The 18,335-nt window shown below is 56.0% G+C and carries 18 protein-coding genes; 3 read left to right on the top strand and 15 right to left on the bottom strand.

Translation table 11 applies throughout. From position 1 onward, the window contains the following. Positions 1-42: 42 nt before the first annotated feature. The 15 genes from ACFPDR_RS17225 to argE form a co-directional block, all read right to left on the bottom strand. The gene (locus ACFPDR_RS17225; protein WP_268378748.1) at positions 43-750 is read right to left on the bottom strand and encodes a TetR/AcrR family transcriptional regulator; all 708 of its coding nucleotides are present in this window, start codon (positions 748-750) and stop codon (positions 43-45) included. Between the two features lie 36 nt (positions 751-786). Next, the gene (locus tag ACFPDR_RS17220; protein ID WP_035269503.1) at positions 787-1,662 is read right to left on the bottom strand and encodes an oxygenase MpaB family protein; all 876 of its coding nucleotides are present in this window, start codon (positions 1,660-1,662) and stop codon (positions 787-789) included. A 23-nt stretch (positions 1,663-1,685) separates the two neighbouring features. After that, the gene (locus ACFPDR_RS17215; protein ID WP_376911599.1) at positions 1,686-2,894 is read right to left on the bottom strand and encodes an FAD-dependent monooxygenase; all 1,209 of its coding nucleotides are present in this window, start codon (positions 2,892-2,894) and stop codon (positions 1,686-1,688) included. Between the two features lie 93 nt (positions 2,895-2,987). Beyond that, entirely contained in the window at positions 2,988-3,605 is a 618-nt protein-coding gene (locus ACFPDR_RS17210) for an isochorismatase family protein (protein ID WP_376911598.1), read from the bottom strand. After that, the gene (locus ACFPDR_RS17205; RefSeq protein WP_226349076.1) at positions 3,602-4,642 is read right to left on the bottom strand and encodes a 2,5-dihydroxypyridine 5,6-dioxygenase; all 1,041 of its coding nucleotides are present in this window, start codon (positions 4,640-4,642) and stop codon (positions 3,602-3,604) included. Before ACFPDR_RS17205 ends, ACFPDR_RS17210 begins: the two co-directional genes overlap by 4 nt. A 19-nt stretch (positions 4,643-4,661) precedes the next feature. Next, entirely contained in the window at positions 4,662-5,489 is an 828-nt protein-coding gene (locus ACFPDR_RS17200) for an alpha/beta fold hydrolase (protein WP_376911597.1), read from the bottom strand. 8 nt (positions 5,490-5,497) lie between these two features. Then, positions 5,498-6,226, bottom strand: coding sequence for an ABC transporter ATP-binding protein (locus ACFPDR_RS17195; protein WP_035269507.1), 729 nt, complete (start codon positions 6,224-6,226; stop codon positions 5,498-5,500). After that, positions 6,223-6,981: an ABC transporter ATP-binding protein gene (locus ACFPDR_RS17190; RefSeq protein ID WP_115634665.1), complete on the bottom strand. Its 759-nt coding sequence runs from the start codon at positions 6,979-6,981 to the stop codon at positions 6,223-6,225. Before ACFPDR_RS17190 ends, ACFPDR_RS17195 begins: the two co-directional genes overlap by 4 nt. Beyond that, positions 6,974-7,933, bottom strand: a complete 960-nt coding sequence (locus tag ACFPDR_RS17185; protein WP_321291130.1) for a branched-chain amino acid ABC transporter permease — start codon at positions 7,931-7,933, stop codon at positions 6,974-6,976. The genes ACFPDR_RS17190 and ACFPDR_RS17185 overlap by 8 nt, the downstream gene beginning before the upstream one ends. After that, complete coding sequence (locus tag ACFPDR_RS17180) at positions 7,934-8,809, bottom strand: branched-chain amino acid ABC transporter permease (RefSeq protein ID WP_035269511.1); 876 nt, start codon at positions 8,807-8,809, stop codon at positions 7,934-7,936. Between the two features lie 44 nt (positions 8,810-8,853). Next, on the bottom strand, positions 8,854-9,984 hold the full coding sequence (locus tag ACFPDR_RS17175) for an ABC transporter substrate-binding protein (protein WP_226349074.1): 1,131 nt from the start codon (positions 9,982-9,984) through the stop codon (positions 8,854-8,856). Positions 9,985-10,609: 625 nt separating this feature from the next. After that, positions 10,610-11,581 carry a tripartite tricarboxylate transporter substrate-binding protein gene (locus ACFPDR_RS17170; protein ID WP_026483987.1) on the bottom strand — a complete coding sequence of 324 codons (972 nt, stop codon included), beginning with the start codon at positions 11,579-11,581 and terminating at the stop codon, positions 10,610-10,612. 30 nt (positions 11,582-11,611) lie between these two features. After that, a complete protein-coding gene (locus tag ACFPDR_RS17165) occupies positions 11,612-12,616 on the bottom strand; it encodes an ornithine cyclodeaminase family protein (protein WP_321217695.1) in 1,005 nt (334 codons plus the stop codon). Between the two features lie 2 nt (positions 12,617-12,618). Further along, the gene (locus ACFPDR_RS17160) at positions 12,619-13,593 is read right to left on the bottom strand and encodes a threonine ammonia-lyase (protein ID WP_035269514.1); all 975 of its coding nucleotides are present in this window, start codon (positions 13,591-13,593) and stop codon (positions 12,619-12,621) included. 30 nt (positions 13,594-13,623) lie between these two features. Continuing rightward, positions 13,624-14,820 carry an acetylornithine deacetylase gene (gene argE, locus ACFPDR_RS17155; RefSeq protein WP_257112746.1) on the bottom strand — a complete coding sequence of 399 codons (1,197 nt, stop codon included), beginning with the start codon at positions 14,818-14,820 and terminating at the stop codon, positions 13,624-13,626. A gap of 109 nt (positions 14,821-14,929) precedes the next feature. Here argE and ACFPDR_RS17150 point away from each other — a divergent pair, with 109 nt between their 5' ends. The 3 genes from ACFPDR_RS17150 to dinD all read left to right on the top strand — a co-directional run bounded on the left by ACFPDR_RS17150 (position 14,930) and on the right by dinD (position 18,199). Continuing rightward, positions 14,930-15,532, top strand: coding sequence for a helix-turn-helix domain-containing protein (locus ACFPDR_RS17150; protein WP_022983402.1), 603 nt, complete (start codon positions 14,930-14,932; stop codon positions 15,530-15,532). A gap of 316 nt (positions 15,533-15,848) precedes the next feature. Continuing rightward, positions 15,849-17,222: a tRNA uridine-5-carboxymethylaminomethyl(34) synthesis GTPase MnmE gene (gene mnmE, locus ACFPDR_RS17145; RefSeq protein WP_376911594.1), complete on the top strand. Its 1,374-nt coding sequence runs from the start codon at positions 15,849-15,851 to the stop codon at positions 17,220-17,222. A 101-nt stretch (positions 17,223-17,323) separates the two neighbouring features. Further along, positions 17,324-18,199, top strand: coding sequence for a DNA damage-inducible protein D (dinD, locus tag ACFPDR_RS17140; protein ID WP_376911593.1), 876 nt, complete (start codon positions 17,324-17,326; stop codon positions 18,197-18,199). The last annotated feature ends 136 nt before the right edge of the window (positions 18,200-18,335 follow it).

Here is an 18,335-nt window from a genome sequence, read left to right as displayed (position 1 = left end):
AAGAGTTCAACAGGGTCCCTGGTCGACATGCAGGTGCCCGGTTCAAGCCTTGCCAGGCAAGACAACCGGCGCAGCCAGCAAACCGGCAGAGACAAAGGCAATGATCTGCTCAAGAATCTCGTCGGTATTGTTGGGGTCACAGATACCTGGCGCCAGCTCTTCCAGCCGGTGGGTATCGGAGAAGGCATACATATAGGCCCCAATCATCAGGACCACACGCCAGTACACATCTTTAGCCTGCAACTCCGGCAATATTTCTTCCAGGATCTGCACATACGCACGTGTTGAGCCGTCGTAGGCTTCATTACGCAGTTTGTAGGAAATCTCGGCCGGCTCGGTGTGCAAACGTGCTTGCAGCCGCAAGAAGCGGCGGCCTCCGGGTGTCTCGCGCAAGGCTATCGTGGGTGCCAAAAACGCGCGCACCACATCATCGACCAGAACCTTGCCCTCTTGATCGCGCAGAACATGCAAGCGCCGTAAACGTTCATCGGAAATGGTTTTGCCTCGGCGGATGAACACGGCCTCAAACAGGCCGTATTTGGAACCAAAGTAGTAGTTGATCAAGGCTTGGGTCACAGCCGCCTTTTGAGCGATGACGCGCAATGTGGTCCCGGCATAGCCAGTCTCGGAAAACTCTTCCTCGGCGGCGTCCAGAATTCGCTCTGACGTGTTGTCACCTACCCCTTCCGGGCGTCCAGGCTTATCCCGCTTGACCCAGGAGCTATCCGACGACAAAGTTACACGACCCATATTTGCCTCAAAATTTGATTCATTCTTATCTACCAGCTAAGCCAGATTGGCGACGCGACGCCGCGCCCGATGCACGGAACCGTTACGTGTGGCCCAACGCAAGACGCCAGCAACGCTGTTCACCACCTTGCGACGCCACCACATGGATGCCGTGCTGGGGCGATGCTCAAAACAGCGTTGAGCCCACTCTGGCAACATATCCAATGCCGCTAACAGAAACACCCTGGCAACCCAAGCCTTGGGCCCCTTAAACAGGGTATGTGAAGACATTAAAATTGTAGCCACTTCCCGGGTTCGCGCATCAACCCGTAATTGCGGACCGGCCTGGGCAAACAGCTCCCTCAAGCTTGCCGCATCCATGACCAGCCCATCCGCCCCCAGCAACACAGCAACTTTCGAGTATTGTGCAACATAGCGATCCTGCTGCTCCGGCGCCAGTCTGGCATTACGCCAGCGCATATGGGATTGCAGAAAACAGTAGGCCTGCGTGTGATGCACCCAACGCAGCAACTCCGGGTCATTGGCATCGTAAGGCGTGCCATCCGGCAAATACCCGTGTACGTGCTCGTGCACCCGCCGTACCTGATCAATGCAACGCTCAGCCTGCTCCGTACCCGCATAACTGACTGCCGAGATGAACTGCGCCGTTCGACTCAAGCGCCCCTGCATATCCTGGCGAAAGCGGGAATGATCCCAGACCCCGGCCAATACCTTCGGGTCCAGCATCTGCAAACACAATGCAGAAATCCCCCCGAGCATCATGGAGGTGAAATCTGCATGCACTTGCCACACAGCCGACTGTGGGCCAAACAAGCCGGGGTCGCCCGCAGGCGTCGTAAAGTCTACCGGGCTGCCTTGCAGACCGGTAATGATGTGAATCTGGTTCTCAACATACTGACGTATCGACAACAAGACGCTCCCTCCGGCCCTACCCATTAAACCTGTAATGCTTTCGGCTGAAAGTCAGTAGCATTATATGAATAAACCCAGTCCGTCTTGATGCCGCCCGCGTGCGGGTTTTTCTTCTGCTGCTCACGGTATTCGGCATCACGCTTGGCCTTGGCTTCGCTATCGGACAGGTGATAGGTGCGGCCGCGCTCACGTGCTTCCAGTTGCACCCGGCTGGTACGTGGCAAGCGTTCTGCTTCATAAAGCGACAAGGCGGTGTCCAGATCATCTGGCAAAGCGGCTAGCGCAACCGCCAACACGTAGGCGTCCTCGATAGCCATTGCCGCACCTTGAGACAGGAAGGGCAGCATGGGATGCGCCGCATCGCCCAGCAAAGTCACACGGCCCGACGACCATTTAGTCATAGGGTCACGATCGAACAGCCCCCAGCGATAGACATCCGTCACACGCTCGAACAGCTTGACGATATTGGGGTGCCAGTCCTTGAAATCCTGCAGCATTTCCTGCTGGGTACTGCGCGCATTCCAGGACTCCTCCACCCAGCTGGCCGTTTCATTCACCGCCACAATATTGACGGCCTTGCCGCCGTTCACGTAATAGGTCACCACGTGGCTTTTAGGACCCAGCCAGAAGGAAGACTCAGGTGCGACGAAATCAGGCATTTCATCAAAGGGCACAACGGCCCGGTAGCACATATTGCCGGTGAACTTGGGTTCTTCCTCCCCGAAGATGGAGCGACGTACTTCCGAACGTACGCCATCAGCCCCCACAATCAGATCGGCCTCAAAACTAGAGCCGTCAGCAAAATGCGCCACCGCCTTGCCGTCTTGCTGCGACACCCCGGTGCACTGCGTGTTGAAGGTGACCGTTGTTGTATCCAGAAGCTCGGTCAGCAAATGATGCAGGTCCGCGCGATGCACGTGAAAGAACTCTGCGCCATACAGCTGCGGGCAATCGCTCTTTAAAGGGATACGGAAACTTTCCTCTCCAGTGGACCAATCACGCCCCACCAAAGCCTCGGGCAAGAAACCCACCTTGGCCAGCGCATCGTGGGCGCCCAAAGCGTTGAGCACCTTGACCGCATTCGGAGTCATTTGAATCCCGGCACCGACCTCTCCAAAGGCGGCGGCACGCTCAAACAAATGTACTTCGATGCCGCGTTGCTCCAGGGCTGCTGCCAAAGTCACGCCGCCAATACCACCGCCTATCACACCTACTTTCAACGTTTTTTTCATGCTGTACATCCTCGGTGTTTGGGCCTTGGGCAGCCCAAACCTCCTCAATTAATTAAACAAATAAATAATAAATAAGCAAAAAAACAGATAAGCCTAGATCACCAGCAAGGGGCGCAAGTCTGCATACGGACGAACCTCGCCGTACTTCTGTTGAATATCAAACAGGCTCGCATCATGAGGCTCCTTGGCTCGGTCACCCACGCAATCTGCCAGGACAAAAGGGCGCAAGCCGCAGGACATGGCATCTACGACGGAGGCACGTACGCACCCGCTTGTGGTTGCGCCAGCAATCAGCAAGGTTTGCACCGCCCGTTCCGCAAACCAGGCAGTCAGAGCCGTTCCAAAGAAGGCCGATGGAACCGTTTTACGCACGACCAGCTCACCCGGTGCAGGCTTCAGGGCATCGACAATGGCACTGGCTGGATTGTTCTCTCGCAACTGCACCAAACCGGGGACTTTCAGGCCGAATACATTACGGTCGGCGCTGTCATCGGCAAAGACGATGCGGCTGTGCGCCACCGGCCAGTTCTGTGCCCGCGCATCCGCCAGAACCGTGCGCGTTTGCTCAATGGCTTCCAGAATATTTCCACCGCCAAATGCTTGAGGGTCCGCAAAACCGTTAACGAAATCCACAATTAACAGCCCGACATTGCCTTCAAGCTCCAGCCCTTGCCCAAATCCCTGTCGCTCGTAAACACTCTGGCTGCTCATGCCAACTCCTCCACAAGCTTGCCCTCCCGAACGGTCTCGCAACCATCTACGGTCACGGTGCAAGCACGCAGCGGAATATCGATGTGGCAAGCCGTCGTGCGGTCGCCCCCGACCTCATTATTGGGGCCAAAAGAGAACAAGAAATTGCCCGCATAGGCACGGGCATCCATGCCCAAGGTTTGCTCTTTGTCGTAAAGGCCAAGCGTGGACCAGTGAGCACGGGGCTGCAAACCCCAGCCTATGTGGGACATGGCGTAAGCCTCAGGATCATTGAACGAGGCCATGTATTCGCGCAGCAGCTCGGCATCCAACCCACCCTCAATCGAGGTCACCACACCATTCTCGACTGTCATGGTGATCGGGTCAGCCGCATAGGACTTCATGGGCAACAAGATGTCGCCACGATCAATCACGATGCGGCCATGAGCCTGACCTTCGTTTGGCCAAGTCAGGATAAAACCGCTGGGCCAGTGATCCCAGCGCCCCGGCTCATCCACAAAGCCGTATTCCTTTACTACCGGGTACTGCCCCAAAGGCATGACCAGATCCGTACCTGCCCTGGACGTGGCCCGCATTTCACGAGCGCCCTGTAGCACCTGTGCCGAACGCTCCACACGCTCCTTGTCCTGCAAGGATGGCACCATACGCACCAGCACCTCGGGCGGTTCGGCTGCCAAGAGAATTTTGGTGCCCGACTTCAAAATCTCATGCTGTTCGGGAGAGAACAGCAAGGTCATCAGATCCAGCACCAAATCACTCGCCTTGAGGGCGGCAATCGCTGCTGGATTACCCGTCAGCGGAGTCGTGCCCAAGTAAGCCAGAAGGTCGCGGCTCAATGCTTTTTCTGCGTTTACAGGCAGCAAGTCCACCTGCATCTGGGTTGCCCCCAAAGATGCCACGGCCAGCTTGGCGGTAGCCAAGGTTTGAGGATGGGTATGCGAACTGGTCAGAATGGTGACCATCTGCCCCGGCTTCACTCCAGAAAGACTCAGCACCTCATTCCAGGCCTGAACCATTTGATGATCAGATACAGCCATCTTCCACTCCTGTTTCTTGTTAAAAGGTAAGGCCCAGAAAGGTGCCCAATGCGCGATAAAAGCCTTCCTCGTCATCCCAGGGGATCATATGCCCAGCGTCTGGTACACGTAAGATCTGCAAGTCAGGCTTCAAGGACTGCGCCTCTTCAATATCCTCATCGCGAATGACATCCCCCTTGCCCGCCACCATCAGGGCCACCCTCCAATCATTAAGCTGGCTGAAGTCCGGGAACGCATCGTCGGTGTGGAACCACTCATAGCTGTCCGTCACCGCGCGCACATCGCAGGTGTGCAGCCACTGGGCGCGCAGCGCCAGTTGCTCGGGAGTCCAGGTCGGGCAAAACTGCCGCATCTGCTCGGCGCTCATACCTTGTTGAGCCTGTGCAATCGAATCGGTGTACCAGGCGATATTCGCCGGATAGGGGCGTCGCCCTGGGCCGGACACTGGCGGATCCAACAGCACCATGGCGGCCCCCTTGGCCAACCCTCGGCTGGCCGCACGCAACAGAATGCGCGCCCCCATGGAGTGCCCCACATAAATGGGCGACTCCAGTGCCAGCTCCCGAACGAACTCGCACAGATCATCCGCGCAAGCATTCACGCCGTAATCCAGATCTGCGCCTGCTTGAGAGAGACCACGACCACGGACATCAAGCACATACACATCAAAATGCCGGGCCAGACGCTCTGCCACAAACCCCCATGTGGGAGCAGGGCTGGTGATACCCGGCACCAGCACCAAAGCGGGTCCGGGACCGGCATAACGCAAGTAGTGCTGCCGGATGCCGTTAGCGTGGACATGAGCGCCATAGCTAAGTCGCGATGGGAGTTCAGTCGTCTTGTTCATGCTCATCATCAGCCTCCCAGGTAAGCACTCAATAGTTCAGGATCTTTCAGCATGCTGGCGCTGTCTTTCTCTGCAATAACGCGCCCTGTTTCCAGCACATAGGCTCGACTGGCTACGTTCAGCGCGTTATGCACGTTCTGTTCCACCACCAGAATGGACACGCCATGCTCACTGATGTCCCGCACCACCTGAAAAACCTCCAGAGCCATCTTGGGGCTGAGCCCCAAGGAGGGTTCGTCCAGAATCAACAGCTCCGGTTCTGACATCAATGCCCGAGCAATCGCCAGCATCTGCTGCTCCCCGCCGCTAAGCGTGCCTGCCAGTTGCCTGTATCGCTCTTTCAGGCGCGGGAAGCGATGAAAGGCAATGCCTTTACGCCGCTCCACTTCAGTCTTGGACTTGATCAGGTAAGCGCCCAGATCCAGATTGTCTTCAACGGTCATTTCAGGCCACACATGCCGTTCTTCAGGGCAGTGAGCCAAACCCAGCTTCAGAATATGTTCAGGGCTACGACCACTGATCACCTGTCCCTTCCAGGTGATCTGGCCAGAAGTAGGGCGGATCAGACCGGAGATTGCCCGGAGCGTGGTGGATTTCCCGGCGCCATTGGCTCCCAGAATGGCTACAACTTCACCAGGCTGCACATGCAAGCTGACGCCATGCAGGGCCGTCAAATTGCCATAACCCGCCACCACATCCTGCAACGCCAATAGAGGTTCAATGTCCTGTTTACTCATGCCGCTTTCCCCATATAGGCTTCCAACACTTGCTCATTGGCCTGAATCTCTGCCGGTGTTCCCATTGCCAGTTTTTTGCCAAAGTTCATGACCACGATCTGGTCAGACACACGCATGATCAAACCCATGTTGTGCTCTACCAGCAAAATGGACTCCACCCACTGCCCAGGCAGCTGTTTGAGCAAGTCGGCCAAGCCTTCTGCTTCATGTGTATTAAGTCCGGCGGCTGGCTCATCCAGCATCAACAATCTGGGTTTAGCACCAAGAGCAACGCCCACCTCCAGCAGTCGCAACTCGCCACAAGACAAGGAGCTGGCCAGGACATCAGCACGCTTGGCCAAGCCAATCTGATCGAGAATACGGCGGGCCGAGACGATGATTTCCTGTTCGGTTTTTGCCTGCTCTTTGCTAGGCCAGAAAGTGCGCCACAAGGGTGCCCGATCAGCCAAATAATGGGCATGGACCAGATTGTCGAAAACACTCAGAGCCCGCAGCACATTAGTCTTTTGAAAAGTGCGAATGACGCCCTGCTGTGCCATGCGATACGGCTTGCTGGCCGTGACCTCTTTGCCATCCCATAACACCCGCCCACGAGTAGGCTGATAAAAGCCGGTGATAAGGTTGAAGCACGTTGTTTTGCCAGCCCCATTGGGCCCGATCAAGCTGACGATTTGCCCGGCAGGAACGGTGAAATCAATATCCTGAACCGCATGAATACCGCCAAAGGATTTGCTGAGACCGCACACTTCAAGCATGACGCGTCCTCCCAAATAAATGATGAAAACGCTGCTGCACAAATCCCATGATTCCATCCGGCGCAAACAGCACCGAAGCCATGACGATCAGTCCAAATAAGGACAGACGCAACTCCTTGAATTCGCGCAAATACTCTTCCAGCAAGGCCACCACAATGGCCCCTGCAATAGGCCCCAGCAAGGTGCCCTTACCGCCCAGCAAAACGATAATGATCATGGTCGCGGTAAACGGAAAACCGAAGACTTCCGGCCCTACAAAACTGATGTAGCTGGCGTAGTAAGCCCCGGCAATCCCGGCCAGAAAGGCCGCCACCACAAAGACAAACTGCGAGTAGCGAAAAGGATCAATACCGACCGATTGCGCCACGTAGTTGTTCTCTCGCAGAGTGACGGCAGCACGGCCCGCACTGGAATGCACCAGGCGGTAGCAGATGTAGAAAGTGATGGCGGCCAGCACAATGCCCATCACCACAAAACCCCGCTTGCCAGCCAGCCAGGGCGACATGTCCAGCAAGGCAGGATGAGCCACACCCGAGATGCCCATCGGGCCATTGGTCAGCTCCACCCAGTTATTGGCCAGCAGGCGCAAGACCTCGGCAAAGGCCAGCGTCACAATGACAAAGAAGGGTCCATTCAAACGCAAAGTCACACGCCCAATCACGTAGCCGGCTGCCGCAGCAATCAAGGCCGCCGCTGCAATCGTGATCGTGACGGGCCAACCCACTGCAGGTGAACTCAAAATCGCGACCGAATACGCCCCCAGGCCAAAAAATGCCACATGACCCAGCGGGAACTCTCCCACATAACCAATGATCAAGTTCAGGCTGCTGGCCAGCACGCTATACATCAGCACCAGCACCAGGATGTGCAGCAAATAATCGTTCTGCACAAAACAAGCGAGCAACGCCGACAAGGCCAGGAAGCCCACCATAAAGTGACGTTCTATTTTCATTTACGCGCGCTCCGCTCGAACCGAAAATAAGCCATAGGGGCGGAAGAACAGAATCAAGATAACCAGGGCAAAGCCCACCATGTCCGCTGTCCCCGTTTGCACATAACCTCCCCACAGCGCTTCTGCCACGCCCAGGATCAAGCCACCCAGAATGGCACCACCGAAATTGCCCATCCCGCCCAGAATGACCACCACAAAGGCCTTCAAACTGATCAGGCCACCGATCGAAGCCTGCGCGACATAAATGGAGCTGAGCAACATGCCCGAGGTTGCCGCCAGGACTACACCCAAGGCGAAGGTGGAGGCGTAGATAGTGGCGGTATTGATACCGACCAGACTGGCCGCCGTCGAGTCCTGGAAGGTGGCCCGCATGGCTTTGCCCAAACGGGTTTTCTGGATCAGAAGGCGTGCGCCGACGATGGCCGCAATAGACATCCCGATCGCAAAAACACGCACCTCGGTGATGAATATCGGTCCCAAAAACAGGGGAGTATTAGGCACCGGCGCCACCACTTTCAGAGGTGCCGTACCCACGATCATCAAGGCGGTATTTGTCAGGAAAATCGACAAACCGATAGTCAGCAAAATGCCGGGCTCCGGGCCCTTGTCCCGGATACGGGCAATCAGGAAGCGATCCAGCAGCCATCCAAACACCGCGACGATCACCATGACCAGCGCCAGGCCCACAAAGAAATTCAGCTCCAGCTGCTGGGTCACCAACCATCCCAGCAGGCCACCGATCATGTAGAACTCGCCATGGGCAAAGTTCACCAATCGCATCAAGCCAAAAATCAGGGTCAGGCCCAGGGCCGACAGCGCGTAGAACGTCCCGTTCACCAGTCCATTGGCAATGAACTGCAGCAATAAATCAAACACAATGCCCCCTCATCAAACGATAGAATCCGCAGCTCATCGTGCTCTTAGTCCGCCGTTACCTTGGCCTGAGCAACTATTTCCGGCTGCCCGCCTTGAAGCTTCACCAACACGGCATCAAAGCCGTAGCCCTGGCGTTTTTCGTTGAATTTGAAGTTGCCATTGGGGCCGTTGTAATCCGTGGCCGGCAGTGCCAGACGAATCTTGTCCGGATCGGCTTCCCCTGCGCGTTCGATCGCGTCCATGATGATGTTCATCGCGTTATAGCCAGCTACCGAATACTTGCCTGGCAGCTCGCCATACTCTTTCTGATAGGACTGCACGAACTCCAGATTTTCGGGACGCTGCAAAGTGTGGGCATAAGGAACGGCAGCATGAATGCCTTCTGATGCAGAGCCGGCCAGATTCACGAAGTCCGCCGTCGCCCAACTGCCTACGCCAAAAATCAGACTCTCCAGACCCACTTCCTTCATCTGTTTGACCAGAATCGAGCCATCCTGGGTTTCGGCTGCCACAAAAACACCATCTGGTTTGGCGGCTCGTACCCGCGTCAACAGCGTGTAGAAGTCCGTGGTGCCATGGTCGAAATACAGCTTTTGCACGGTTTCACCGCCCAGGGCTTCGATCTGGCTGGAGAACTCCTCCATGCCGCCCCGGCCCCAGTCATCATTCACCCCGATGTAGGCGATTTTTTTCAGCTTGAGCTGCTCGACCAGAATCGTGGCAAAGGCATGAGCCAGCAAACCATCGGTTTCTGCGGTGCGGAAGAACCACTCATTGCCACGCTCGGTTAAATCACTTTTTGACGACACGCCCGAGAGCAGGGGCACTTTGTACTTTTGCGCCACGCTCATGGCTGCGATGGTGGCGGAGCTGCAAAAGGCGCCGGAGATAATCGGCACCTTGTCTTTCTGAATCAGTTTTTCAGCCGCGTTCACGGTTTTGGAGGGCTGACATTCTCCATCCTCAATAGCCAGTTCAACCTGTTTCCCCAACACCCCGCCACGAGCATTACGCTCTTTGACAGCCAACTTGGAACCGTTCACATCGGCCTCCCCGTTGTAGGCCACCGACCCGGTCAAAGGCTGAATCACACCAATCTTGATGGTTTGCGCTTGCACGGCCCCCACAGCACCCAGCGTCATGAGCAACCCCATCGTCAATATCGTCTTGCGCACCTTGTATCTCCTTCCTTGGTTTTTAATTAACTGATTGATTATTTCTAGTTTGAAATATTATTAACTGACTAGCCAATAAATAAAATATAGGGAATTCCCTACAGACTTAAAATAATTTTTTATTGTTATCTATCAGTCACTTAATGGAATTAACGCAACTTGATCGGATGTTCGTGGCCGGGAGAAACACGTTTGGCAGCCCCATCTTAGGAACAACTTCCAAGTGCTATTTGAAGGGGTGAACCAGAGGCACTTCGGCTACTCCGAGGCTGGCTACGAAACAAGAATTCGATAGCCCGGCACAGAGATGATCAGCTCCCTTTCGGAGGGTAAAGCCTCTTTCCAATGGTGATGTTCTGTCCATGAGCTGAGTTCCCACGACGCACAGGCAACATGCTCTGTCAGTGCCCGTTACCTTCTTGAAATCGCCATAAAAAAAACGGACCTGACTCCAAATCAGGTCCGCGTCCAGCTTTTCTGCGCTCACAAATTTTGCGTTGTTAGCTACTACTAGTCGTTTCTCTACATACCCCATAAGAACTGGGTTGAAACGCCAGTCTGTACTCATTCAAGTTTGAAAAGCACGACACAGCACAACAAAGCGTCTGCACCGACGCCTTGAGTTTTACTGCTGCAAATACCCCGACTCCTTGATGATGGGTCCCCAAGTATCCAGATCATCCTGAACAATGCGCGATAGCTCCTGCGCATCGCCCGACTCGGGTCGGAAGCCGATCGGCACAATCGCGCTTTCAATGCGTGGCAGCTTGGCCACTTCATTGAAGGCATCCTGGAACTGTTTGACCATCTCCGGCTCCATGCCCAGCGGGGCAAAAATCCCCATCCAGCCCGACGCTTTCAGGTCGCCATAGCCCATTTCTGCAAAGGTGGGCACGTCTTTCAAGATAGGCAGGCGTTCCGCACCGGTAATTCCCAGCACCCGCACCGAACCGGCGGCAACGTGTTCGGTAATCATGCCCACCGCATCCACGCCAGCGGGAATATGGTCACCCAGCAGGTCGTTGATCAAAGGGGCACCCCCTTTATAAGGCACGGGGGACATCTGGATATCGTTCTTCTTGGCGATGCTGTAGCCAATGAACTGAGGGGCGCTGCCGGGGGCGGGAATACCATAGTGGCCGTACTTTTCCGGTTCTTTGCGCACCAGCTCCACGTACTCCTGCAAGGTATTGGCAGGCGTGGTTTTACCCACCACAAAGATATGTTCGAACTTGGCAATCACGGCTACCGGCGCAAAATCCTTTATTGGATCGTAGCTGACCGTTTTTACGGTCAGGGGCAGGGTGGTCATCATGTGATTATTAGCGACCAACAGCACCGAGCCATCGGTAGGCGAGCGCAAAAAGCCTTGAGCAGCAACCTGCCCGCCCGCGCCTGCGCGGTTATCCACCACCACATTCACACCCAGCTTTTCACGCAATTGCTCGGCATACACCCGCGCGACGGCATCCGCTGTTCCTCCGGCCGGATAACCTACGACCAAACGTATGGTGTCCGGCAATTTGCTGGCAACAGACATGCCTGTTGCCAAGGCCAACGCCGTTCCCAGCAAAACCTGCGCCCATTTCTTTTTCATTACTTGTCTCCCTACCTCTTGATGACGCTATTAAAGTTCTACTACTCGTCCATTTCCTTGTGCGGCATGACGGCTTAACAAAGCGGCCGCCGTCAATACGTCTTCGAATGCCAAGCCCAAGGATTTAAAAATCGTGATTTCTTCATTGTTGATGCGGCCTGCGGCTTGCCCCTCCAGAACGGCACCCAGCTCGTTCAGCTCGGTATCGGCCGACAAGTAGCCCTGCTTGCACGCATTCAAGAACTCGCCCGACTCGTTACGAGTGGATTGCGCACGGTCCACAAACAAACGGCCTGCCGTCATGGTGGGGCCATCCAGTTCACTGCTGGCGGGTGTGCTGGAACCCATGGCGGTGATGTGCGTGCCAGGGCGCAGCCATTCGCGCTGCAAGACAGGCGTGGCAGAACTGGTGGCCGTCAGTACCATATCCGACTGGGACACGGCTTCCTGGGCCGAGACTCCGGCTATCAAGGGGCAATCCAGATACGCCTGGGCTTCTTCAATGAAATGCTGAGCCGACTGTGCGGAGCGGGTAATCACAAATACGTTGCTCAAGCGACGCACTTGCGCCACGGCACGCAACTGCCACAAGGCCTGATGCCCGCCACCAAACAAGGTCAGCACGCTGGCATCCGGGCGCGCCAGCATGTCGGTGGCCAGGCCACTGACCGCTGCGGTACGCAAGGCCGTCACGCTGCTGGCATCCAGAATGGCACGTGTTTCGCCGGTCAAGCCGCTCATCAAGAGCACGCAGCCTTGATGGGGGTCCTTACCCAGGCGCACATTGTCTGGAAACAGGGTGCCCATCTTGGCACCGTACAAAGGCTCGGGATAAATCTCCGGCATGTCGATGCAGGCAGGCATCATGCCCAGAAAGCCGCTGGACAAATGGCTGCGCACAATCGTACGCAAGGGCTGGTCAATACGCCCTTGCTGCATGGCGATAAAACCCTGGCGCATCAGATCAATCGCCGCCCCCATATCCAGCCCTTCATACACTTCCCGGGCTTTTGCTACATAAACGCTTAGCTGCATGATTAGCCTTGCGCCAGTGGCGTGGTGATATGGCGGATAAAGGTGTCGGTATCCGTATTGGAGCCGCAGAACAGCACGCCCACTCGTTGCCCGGCCAGATGTTTGCGCAAGGGAAACATCAAGGCAGCCGTTGCCACAGCGCAAGCCGGTTCAGTGGCCATCTTGAATTCGTTGAACAGGAAGTGCATCCCTGCACGGATCTGGTCGTCGTTGACGGTCACCAGAGTATCGATATTGTCCTGACACACACGGAAGCTGAACTCGTCAGTATGCGGGGCCATCAGACTGTCTGCGATAGACTGCATGGCACCGATTTTTTGCGGCTCGCCAGCCTGGCGGCTAAGCGCCATGACGTTTGCTCCCACAGGCTCGATGCCATAGACCACGCAATCAGGCTGCCACAGCTTGACGGCAGCCGACACACCGGCGGCCAAGCCACCGCCCCCAATGGGCACCAGCACCGCGTCCAGCTTGCCCGCTTGCTGCAACCATTCGTAGCCCAGCGTGGCGGTTCCCAGCACGGTGGGGTAGGTGCTGAACGGATGAATGAAGGTCTTCTGTTCGTCCTTTTCTATCTGACGCACCAGTTCAAACGCCTGCTCGCCATTGTCAGCAAAGACGATCTCGGCCCCATATTCGCGGCACAAGGCTACGCGCGCCGGGCTGGCCGTCTTGATCATCACGGTCTTGGCTTTCACCCCCATTTGATGGGCGGCATAGGCCACGGCCACGGCGTGGTTACCTGCAGAAACGCAAGTCACCCCTTGCTGGCGTGCCTCTTCGGACAAGCTCAGCAAGTTGTTGAAAGCACCGCGTGCCTTGAACGTGCCCGAGGCCTGCAAATGCTCAAACTTGAAATTGACGGCGCTATCCAGACGCCCGGTCTGGTAATCGAACACGGGCGTCTGGCGCACATAGGGACGCAGACGCTCATGCGCCTGCACCACATTTTCCTTGGTAACTTTTTCTGTTGTCATGGGTTTGCCTTGAAACCTGATTGTCTATTTTTAAGAGGCTACGGCCTGGCTGCGAATCAGAGCGCGCAAGAAGTGCTCGCACTGCTCCACTTGCGCCAGTTCTACGTACTCGTCGGGACGATGGGCCTGCTCGATATTGCCGGGACCACAAATAATCGAAGGGATACCGGCTTGCTGGAACAGACCTGCCTCTGTGCCATAGGCCACTTTGCGCACCGTGTCGTCCCGCGTCAGTTCACGCACCAGCTTGGTAATGGCTGCTTGTTCTTCAGGATTCAGGCCGGGGGCGCTGGCCAGCTTCTCCAGCTCCACCAAAGCGTCCGGATGCTCGCGGCGCATGGCAGGCAGGACTTTCAGGTCGATGAACTCACGGATTTCCTGCAAGATCGGCTCGGGGTCCACGCCGGGCAGATTGCGATATTCAAATTCAAACTCGCAAAGGTCAGGTACGGTATTCAAGGCGATACCGCCACGAATCATGCTGGTCTGCAAAGTGGTGAAGGGCACGTCAAAATCATGGTCATAAGGGCCCATGCTCTTGTAGTCGTCGGCCAGATCACGAATAGCCGTGATGATGCGTGCCGCATGCTCAATCGCGTTCACACCCTTGGGGGTCAGCGAGGAGTGCGCGGCATGACCGTGCACCCGGCAGCGATAGGCGTTAATGCCTTTATGCGCCACGATGGTGCGCATGCTGGTGGGTTCACCCACCACGCAGCCTTCCGGTTTCACGCCACGGCGGACCAAGTCATCAATCATGACTGGCGCGCCGACACAACCGACTTCTTCGTCGTAGGAGTAAGCCAGGTGGATGGGTTTGGCCAGCTTGGTCGCCAGCATTTCAGGAACCAATTGCAAGGTCACACCGACAAAGCCTTTCATGTCGCAAGTACCGCGGCCATACAGGCGGTCGTCGCGAATCTCGGCTTTGAAAGGGTCACTACTCCAGTTCTGGCCATCGACAGGCACCACATCAGTATGGCCCGACAAAACAATGCCACCCGTACGCGTGCCATCGGCAGCCGGAATCGTAGCGAACAGATTGGCCTTGCGGCCGCTGGCGTCATGCGTCAGCACAGTTTCCAGCCCTTGCTGCTGCAAATAGGCCTGCACGTCATGAATCAGTTCCAGGTTGGATTCCCGGCTTGTCGTATCATAAGCAATCAGTTTTTGTATCCATTCCACCGAGGTAGAGGGATAAGCAGTAGGATCAAACAACGCAGTCATGCCTTCTTTCTCCCAGCGTAAAGCGTGTAGTTCTATACAATAGGACAGAGTTTTCTTATAAGAAAATTAATATTATTTATAAGAAGATGGTTTTTTACTTCTTTAGGTTATGACAAAAGACTTAGCCAACACCGCCCCCAACTTATTGAGCAAAACAGCCATGGGGGCGCGCATACGTGATGAACGCAAACGACAGGGCTTGACCCTGCTCATGTTGGCACGCTTATCCAATGTGTCTTTGTCCACCCTGTCCAAGGCAGAGCGCGGCCTGATTGGCCTGAGCTACGAAAAATTTCTGGCCGTCAGCCGGGCCTTGAAGATGGATTTGTCCGACCTGTTCAAGACGCCTCGCGATCAGAATGAATCCGGCATGGATATTCTGGTAGGACGGGCTTCACGTACCGTGACCTACCATGCGCATCGTTATGAATATGGCATGCTGGCATCGGAATGGATCAACAAGAAAATGACGCCCATGCACGGGCGTGTCCTGGCCGGTAAACCACGCGATGCCAGCGACTTCAGCCAGCACGAAGGCGAAGAATTTATTTTTGTGATCGAAGGGCAGTTGACCATGCAGTTTCAGGACGGGCGCCGCCACGTGCTGCAGGCGCGCGACAGCATCTACTTCAAAAGCAATCTGGGCCACTTGTACCTGTGCGAACACGGGGAAAGCGTGGAGATCTTGGTGGTTTGTGTAAACAATCACTAGGCCCAAGAGACGTGGACAGCTAACTTTTGACGCTTTGGTGACATACCAAAGCGCTTGTTTATTTGCTTTGGCCCCGGTTAGATAACCCAGATGTCTGCTAGGTTGCCTGATTGCCTGATTGCCTGATTGCCTGATTGCCTGATTGCCTGATTGCCTGATTGCCTGATTGCCTGATTGCCTGATTCTCAAGAGCCTAGGCCACAGGTATATAAACACCAGCGTTTCAGATACCAACAAGGGCTAGTGTGCCAAGCCCGAACCATCCACCTGCTCCATTACAATACGGCTCTGTTCTGCCTCTTTGATCGATCTGCCCATGTCCAGTTCTTCCCCTATTGTGGCTATTGCCACCGCCCCCGGCCGGGGTGGTATTGGTGTCATCCGTGTGTCCGGCAAGGAGCTTGATGCTCTGATCCAGACCCTGTTTGGCCGCACGCTGCAAGCGCGTCATGCGCACTTTTTGCCCTTCAAGGACGCACAAGGCGAGGCAATCGACGAGGGCATCGCGCTGTTCTTTAAAGGCCCGCATTCTTATACCGGCGAAGATGTGCTGGAGCTGCAGGGCCACGGCGGCCCGGCTGTTCTGCGCCGCCTACTGGATCGCTGCCTGGAAGCGGGTAAAGATCAGGGCCTGCGCCTGGCCGAGCCTGGCGAGTTCACCCAGCGCGCCTTCTTGAATGACAGACTGGACCTGGCCCAGGCCGAAGCCGTGGCCGACTTGATTGACGCTTCCTCGGAAGCCGCAGCCCGCAGTGCCGTCGCGTCCCTGTCCGGCGTGTTTTCCAACAACGTCAACGCCCTGGCCGACCGCATCATTCACCTGCGCATGCTGGTAGAAGCTACGCTGGATTTCCCCGAAGAAGAAATCGACTTCCTGGAAAAGTATCAGGCGGCGGCCACCCTGCAAGGCATACAGGACGAGCTGGAACGCATCCTGCAGCATTCGCGTCAGGGGGCGATCCTGCGCGAGGGGCTGCACGTTGTACTGGCAGGCCAGCCCAATGTGGGCAAATCCAGCCTGCTCAACGCCCTGGCCGGTGAAGATGTGGCCATTGTGACCGACATCGCCGGCACTACCCGCGACCGCGTCATGCAGCTGATCCACATCGATGGCATCCCGCTACATATCGTGGACACCGCTGGTCTGCGTGAAACCGAGGACACCGTAGAGCGCATCGGTATCGCCCGTACCTGGGACGAAATCGCCAAAGCCAACGTGATCGTGCACCTGCTCGATGCTCGCAACCCGCAAGACGAGCTGGACAGTGCCATTACCACTCGCCTGCCATCACACGTACCCGTGCTGCGCGTCTATAACAAGATAGACTTGCTGACAGCTGAGCAGCAGGCGGCCTTGCCGGCACAAGAAAGCGGCGCCACCGTGCTGCCAATTTCTGCCCGTAAGGATATCGGTCTGGACACGCTGCGCCACACCTTGCTGGATATCGCAGGCTGGAACCCCGGCAGTGAGTCCCCCTGGCTGGCACGAGAACGACACCTGCGGGCCTTGGAGCGCGCGGAGTACCACCTGGGCCTGGCCGCAGAACACGCCACACACAGCGATCAGGTGCTGGATCTGTTTGCGGAAGAGCTGCGTCTGGCACATCTGGATCTGTGCTCGATTACCGGCGAGTTCAGCAGCGATGATTTGCTGGGGGAGATTTTCTCCAGTTTTTGTATTGGGAAGTGACGCAGGCCTGAACGTCCTCGGTGTCTCATCGCACGGGCCCCAGAACCAGACAAGGCTTTTGGCGACGTGATGACACGTGTCATACAACCCGGAGACATCAAGTGGAATCTCAAGACATTAAGCAGCTAACAAACCAGTTCGACGGCTTGAGCCACACCATCCCCGAAGAGGGCGTGGAGTTCTGGTTCGCCCGCGACTTGATGGAACCCTTGGGCTATATGCGCTGGGAGAACTTCAAGACGGCGATAGATCGGGCGGTGGAGTCTTGTAAAACAACGGGTTACGAAGAAGGGGACCATTTTCGTGGCGTCACGAAAATGGTCCAGATTGGCAGCGGAGCAGATCGTTCAATAGAAGACATCATGCTCACCCGCTATGCCTGTTACCTCATCGCCCAAAACGGCGACCCACGCAAGCCGGCCATTGCCTTTGCTCAAAGCTACTTCGCCATCCAGACCCGCAAGCAGGAGCTGATTGAAGATCGCATGCGTCTGCAAGCCAGACTGGATGCCCGCGAACGCCTTCGCGAGTCCGAAAGGACACTATCGCAAAACCTCTATGAACATGGGGTAGACGACAAAGGCTTCGGCCGCATCCGATCAAAAGGGGATGCGGCGCTATTTGGTGGGCACACCACCCAGATGATGAAAGACCGCTACGGCATTATTCAAACCCGCCCCTTGGCTGACTTTCTGCCTACGCTAACCATTGCCGCCAAGAACCTCGCCACGGAAATGACGAATCACAACGTCACGCAAGAGCAGCTACATGGCGAGACGTCGATCACCCGCGAGCATGAACAGAACAACCGCAGCGTGCGCGATATGCTGGGTCAGCGCGGTATCCAACCTGAGCAGCTCCCTGCCGAGGAAGATATTAAAAAGCTGGAACGTCGCGTCAAAACAGAAGAAAAGAAACTGCTGAAACAAACAGGGAAACTTCCAGCCCACAAGCAGAAAGACCAAGAGCCACACTAGCAGCTAAAGGAAGAAGGCCTGAAACCCTCTTCAAGCCGACGGCCGGATACTTGCCTACCCCGACTACTGCGAGCAGGCCCCCACCTCAGTAAAAACCCGAAATTCATCCCTGAATTAAGCCCTATCAAAGCTCGTC

It is taken from the genome of Alcaligenes sp. GCM10023179 (genome assembly GCF_042653705.1).
GTDB classification, from domain to species: domain Bacteria; phylum Pseudomonadota; class Gammaproteobacteria; order Burkholderiales; family Burkholderiaceae_B; genus Alcaligenes; species Alcaligenes phenolicus.
The sequence above is the reverse complement of the archived record's forward strand: the minus strand, read 5'-3'. Positions and strand labels throughout refer to the sequence as shown.

What these genes read in the sequence shown, in the direction of transcription:
- ACFPDR_RS17210 (WP_376911598.1), bottom strand. Translation starts at nt 3,605, where the DNA reads ATGAGCAGCCAGAGTGTTTACGAGCGACAGGGATTTGGGCAAGGGCTG.
- mnmE (WP_376911594.1), top strand. Translation starts at nt 15,849, where the DNA reads ATGTCCAGTTCTTCCCCTATTGTGGCTATTGCCACCGCCCCCGGCCGG.
- ACFPDR_RS17200 (WP_376911597.1), bottom strand. Translation starts at nt 5,489, where the DNA reads ATGAACAAGACGACTGAACTCCCATCGCGACTTAGCTATGGCGCTCAT.
- ACFPDR_RS17205 (WP_226349076.1), bottom strand. Translation starts at nt 4,642, where the DNA reads ATGGCTGTATCTGATCATCAAATGGTTCAGGCCTGGAATGAGGTGCTG.
- ACFPDR_RS17185 (WP_321291130.1), bottom strand. Translation starts at nt 7,933, where the DNA reads ATGAAAATAGAACGTCACTTTATGGTGGGCTTCCTGGCCTTGTCGGCG.
- ACFPDR_RS17190 (WP_115634665.1), bottom strand. Translation starts at nt 6,981, where the DNA reads ATGCTTGAAGTGTGCGGTCTCAGCAAATCCTTTGGCGGTATTCATGCG.
- ACFPDR_RS17150 (WP_022983402.1), top strand. Translation starts at nt 14,930, where the DNA reads ATGACAAAAGACTTAGCCAACACCGCCCCCAACTTATTGAGCAAAACA.
- argE (WP_257112746.1), bottom strand. Translation starts at nt 14,820, where the DNA reads ATGACTGCGTTGTTTGATCCTACTGCTTATCCCTCTACCTCGGTGGAA.
- ACFPDR_RS17215 (WP_376911599.1), bottom strand. Translation starts at nt 2,894, where the DNA reads ATGAAAAAAACGTTGAAAGTAGGTGTGATAGGCGGTGGTATTGGCGGC.
- ACFPDR_RS17160 (WP_035269514.1), bottom strand. Translation starts at nt 13,593, where the DNA reads ATGACAACAGAAAAAGTTACCAAGGAAAATGTGGTGCAGGCGCATGAG.
- ACFPDR_RS17225 (WP_268378748.1), bottom strand. Translation starts at nt 750, where the DNA reads ATGGGTCGTGTAACTTTGTCGTCGGATAGCTCCTGGGTCAAGCGGGAT.
- ACFPDR_RS17170 (WP_026483987.1), bottom strand. Translation starts at nt 11,581, where the DNA reads ATGAAAAAGAAATGGGCGCAGGTTTTGCTGGGAACGGCGTTGGCCTTG.
- ACFPDR_RS17195 (WP_035269507.1), bottom strand. Translation starts at nt 6,226, where the DNA reads ATGAGTAAACAGGACATTGAACCTCTATTGGCGTTGCAGGATGTGGTG.
- ACFPDR_RS17165 (WP_321217695.1), bottom strand. Translation starts at nt 12,616, where the DNA reads ATGCAGCTAAGCGTTTATGTAGCAAAAGCCCGGGAAGTGTATGAAGGG.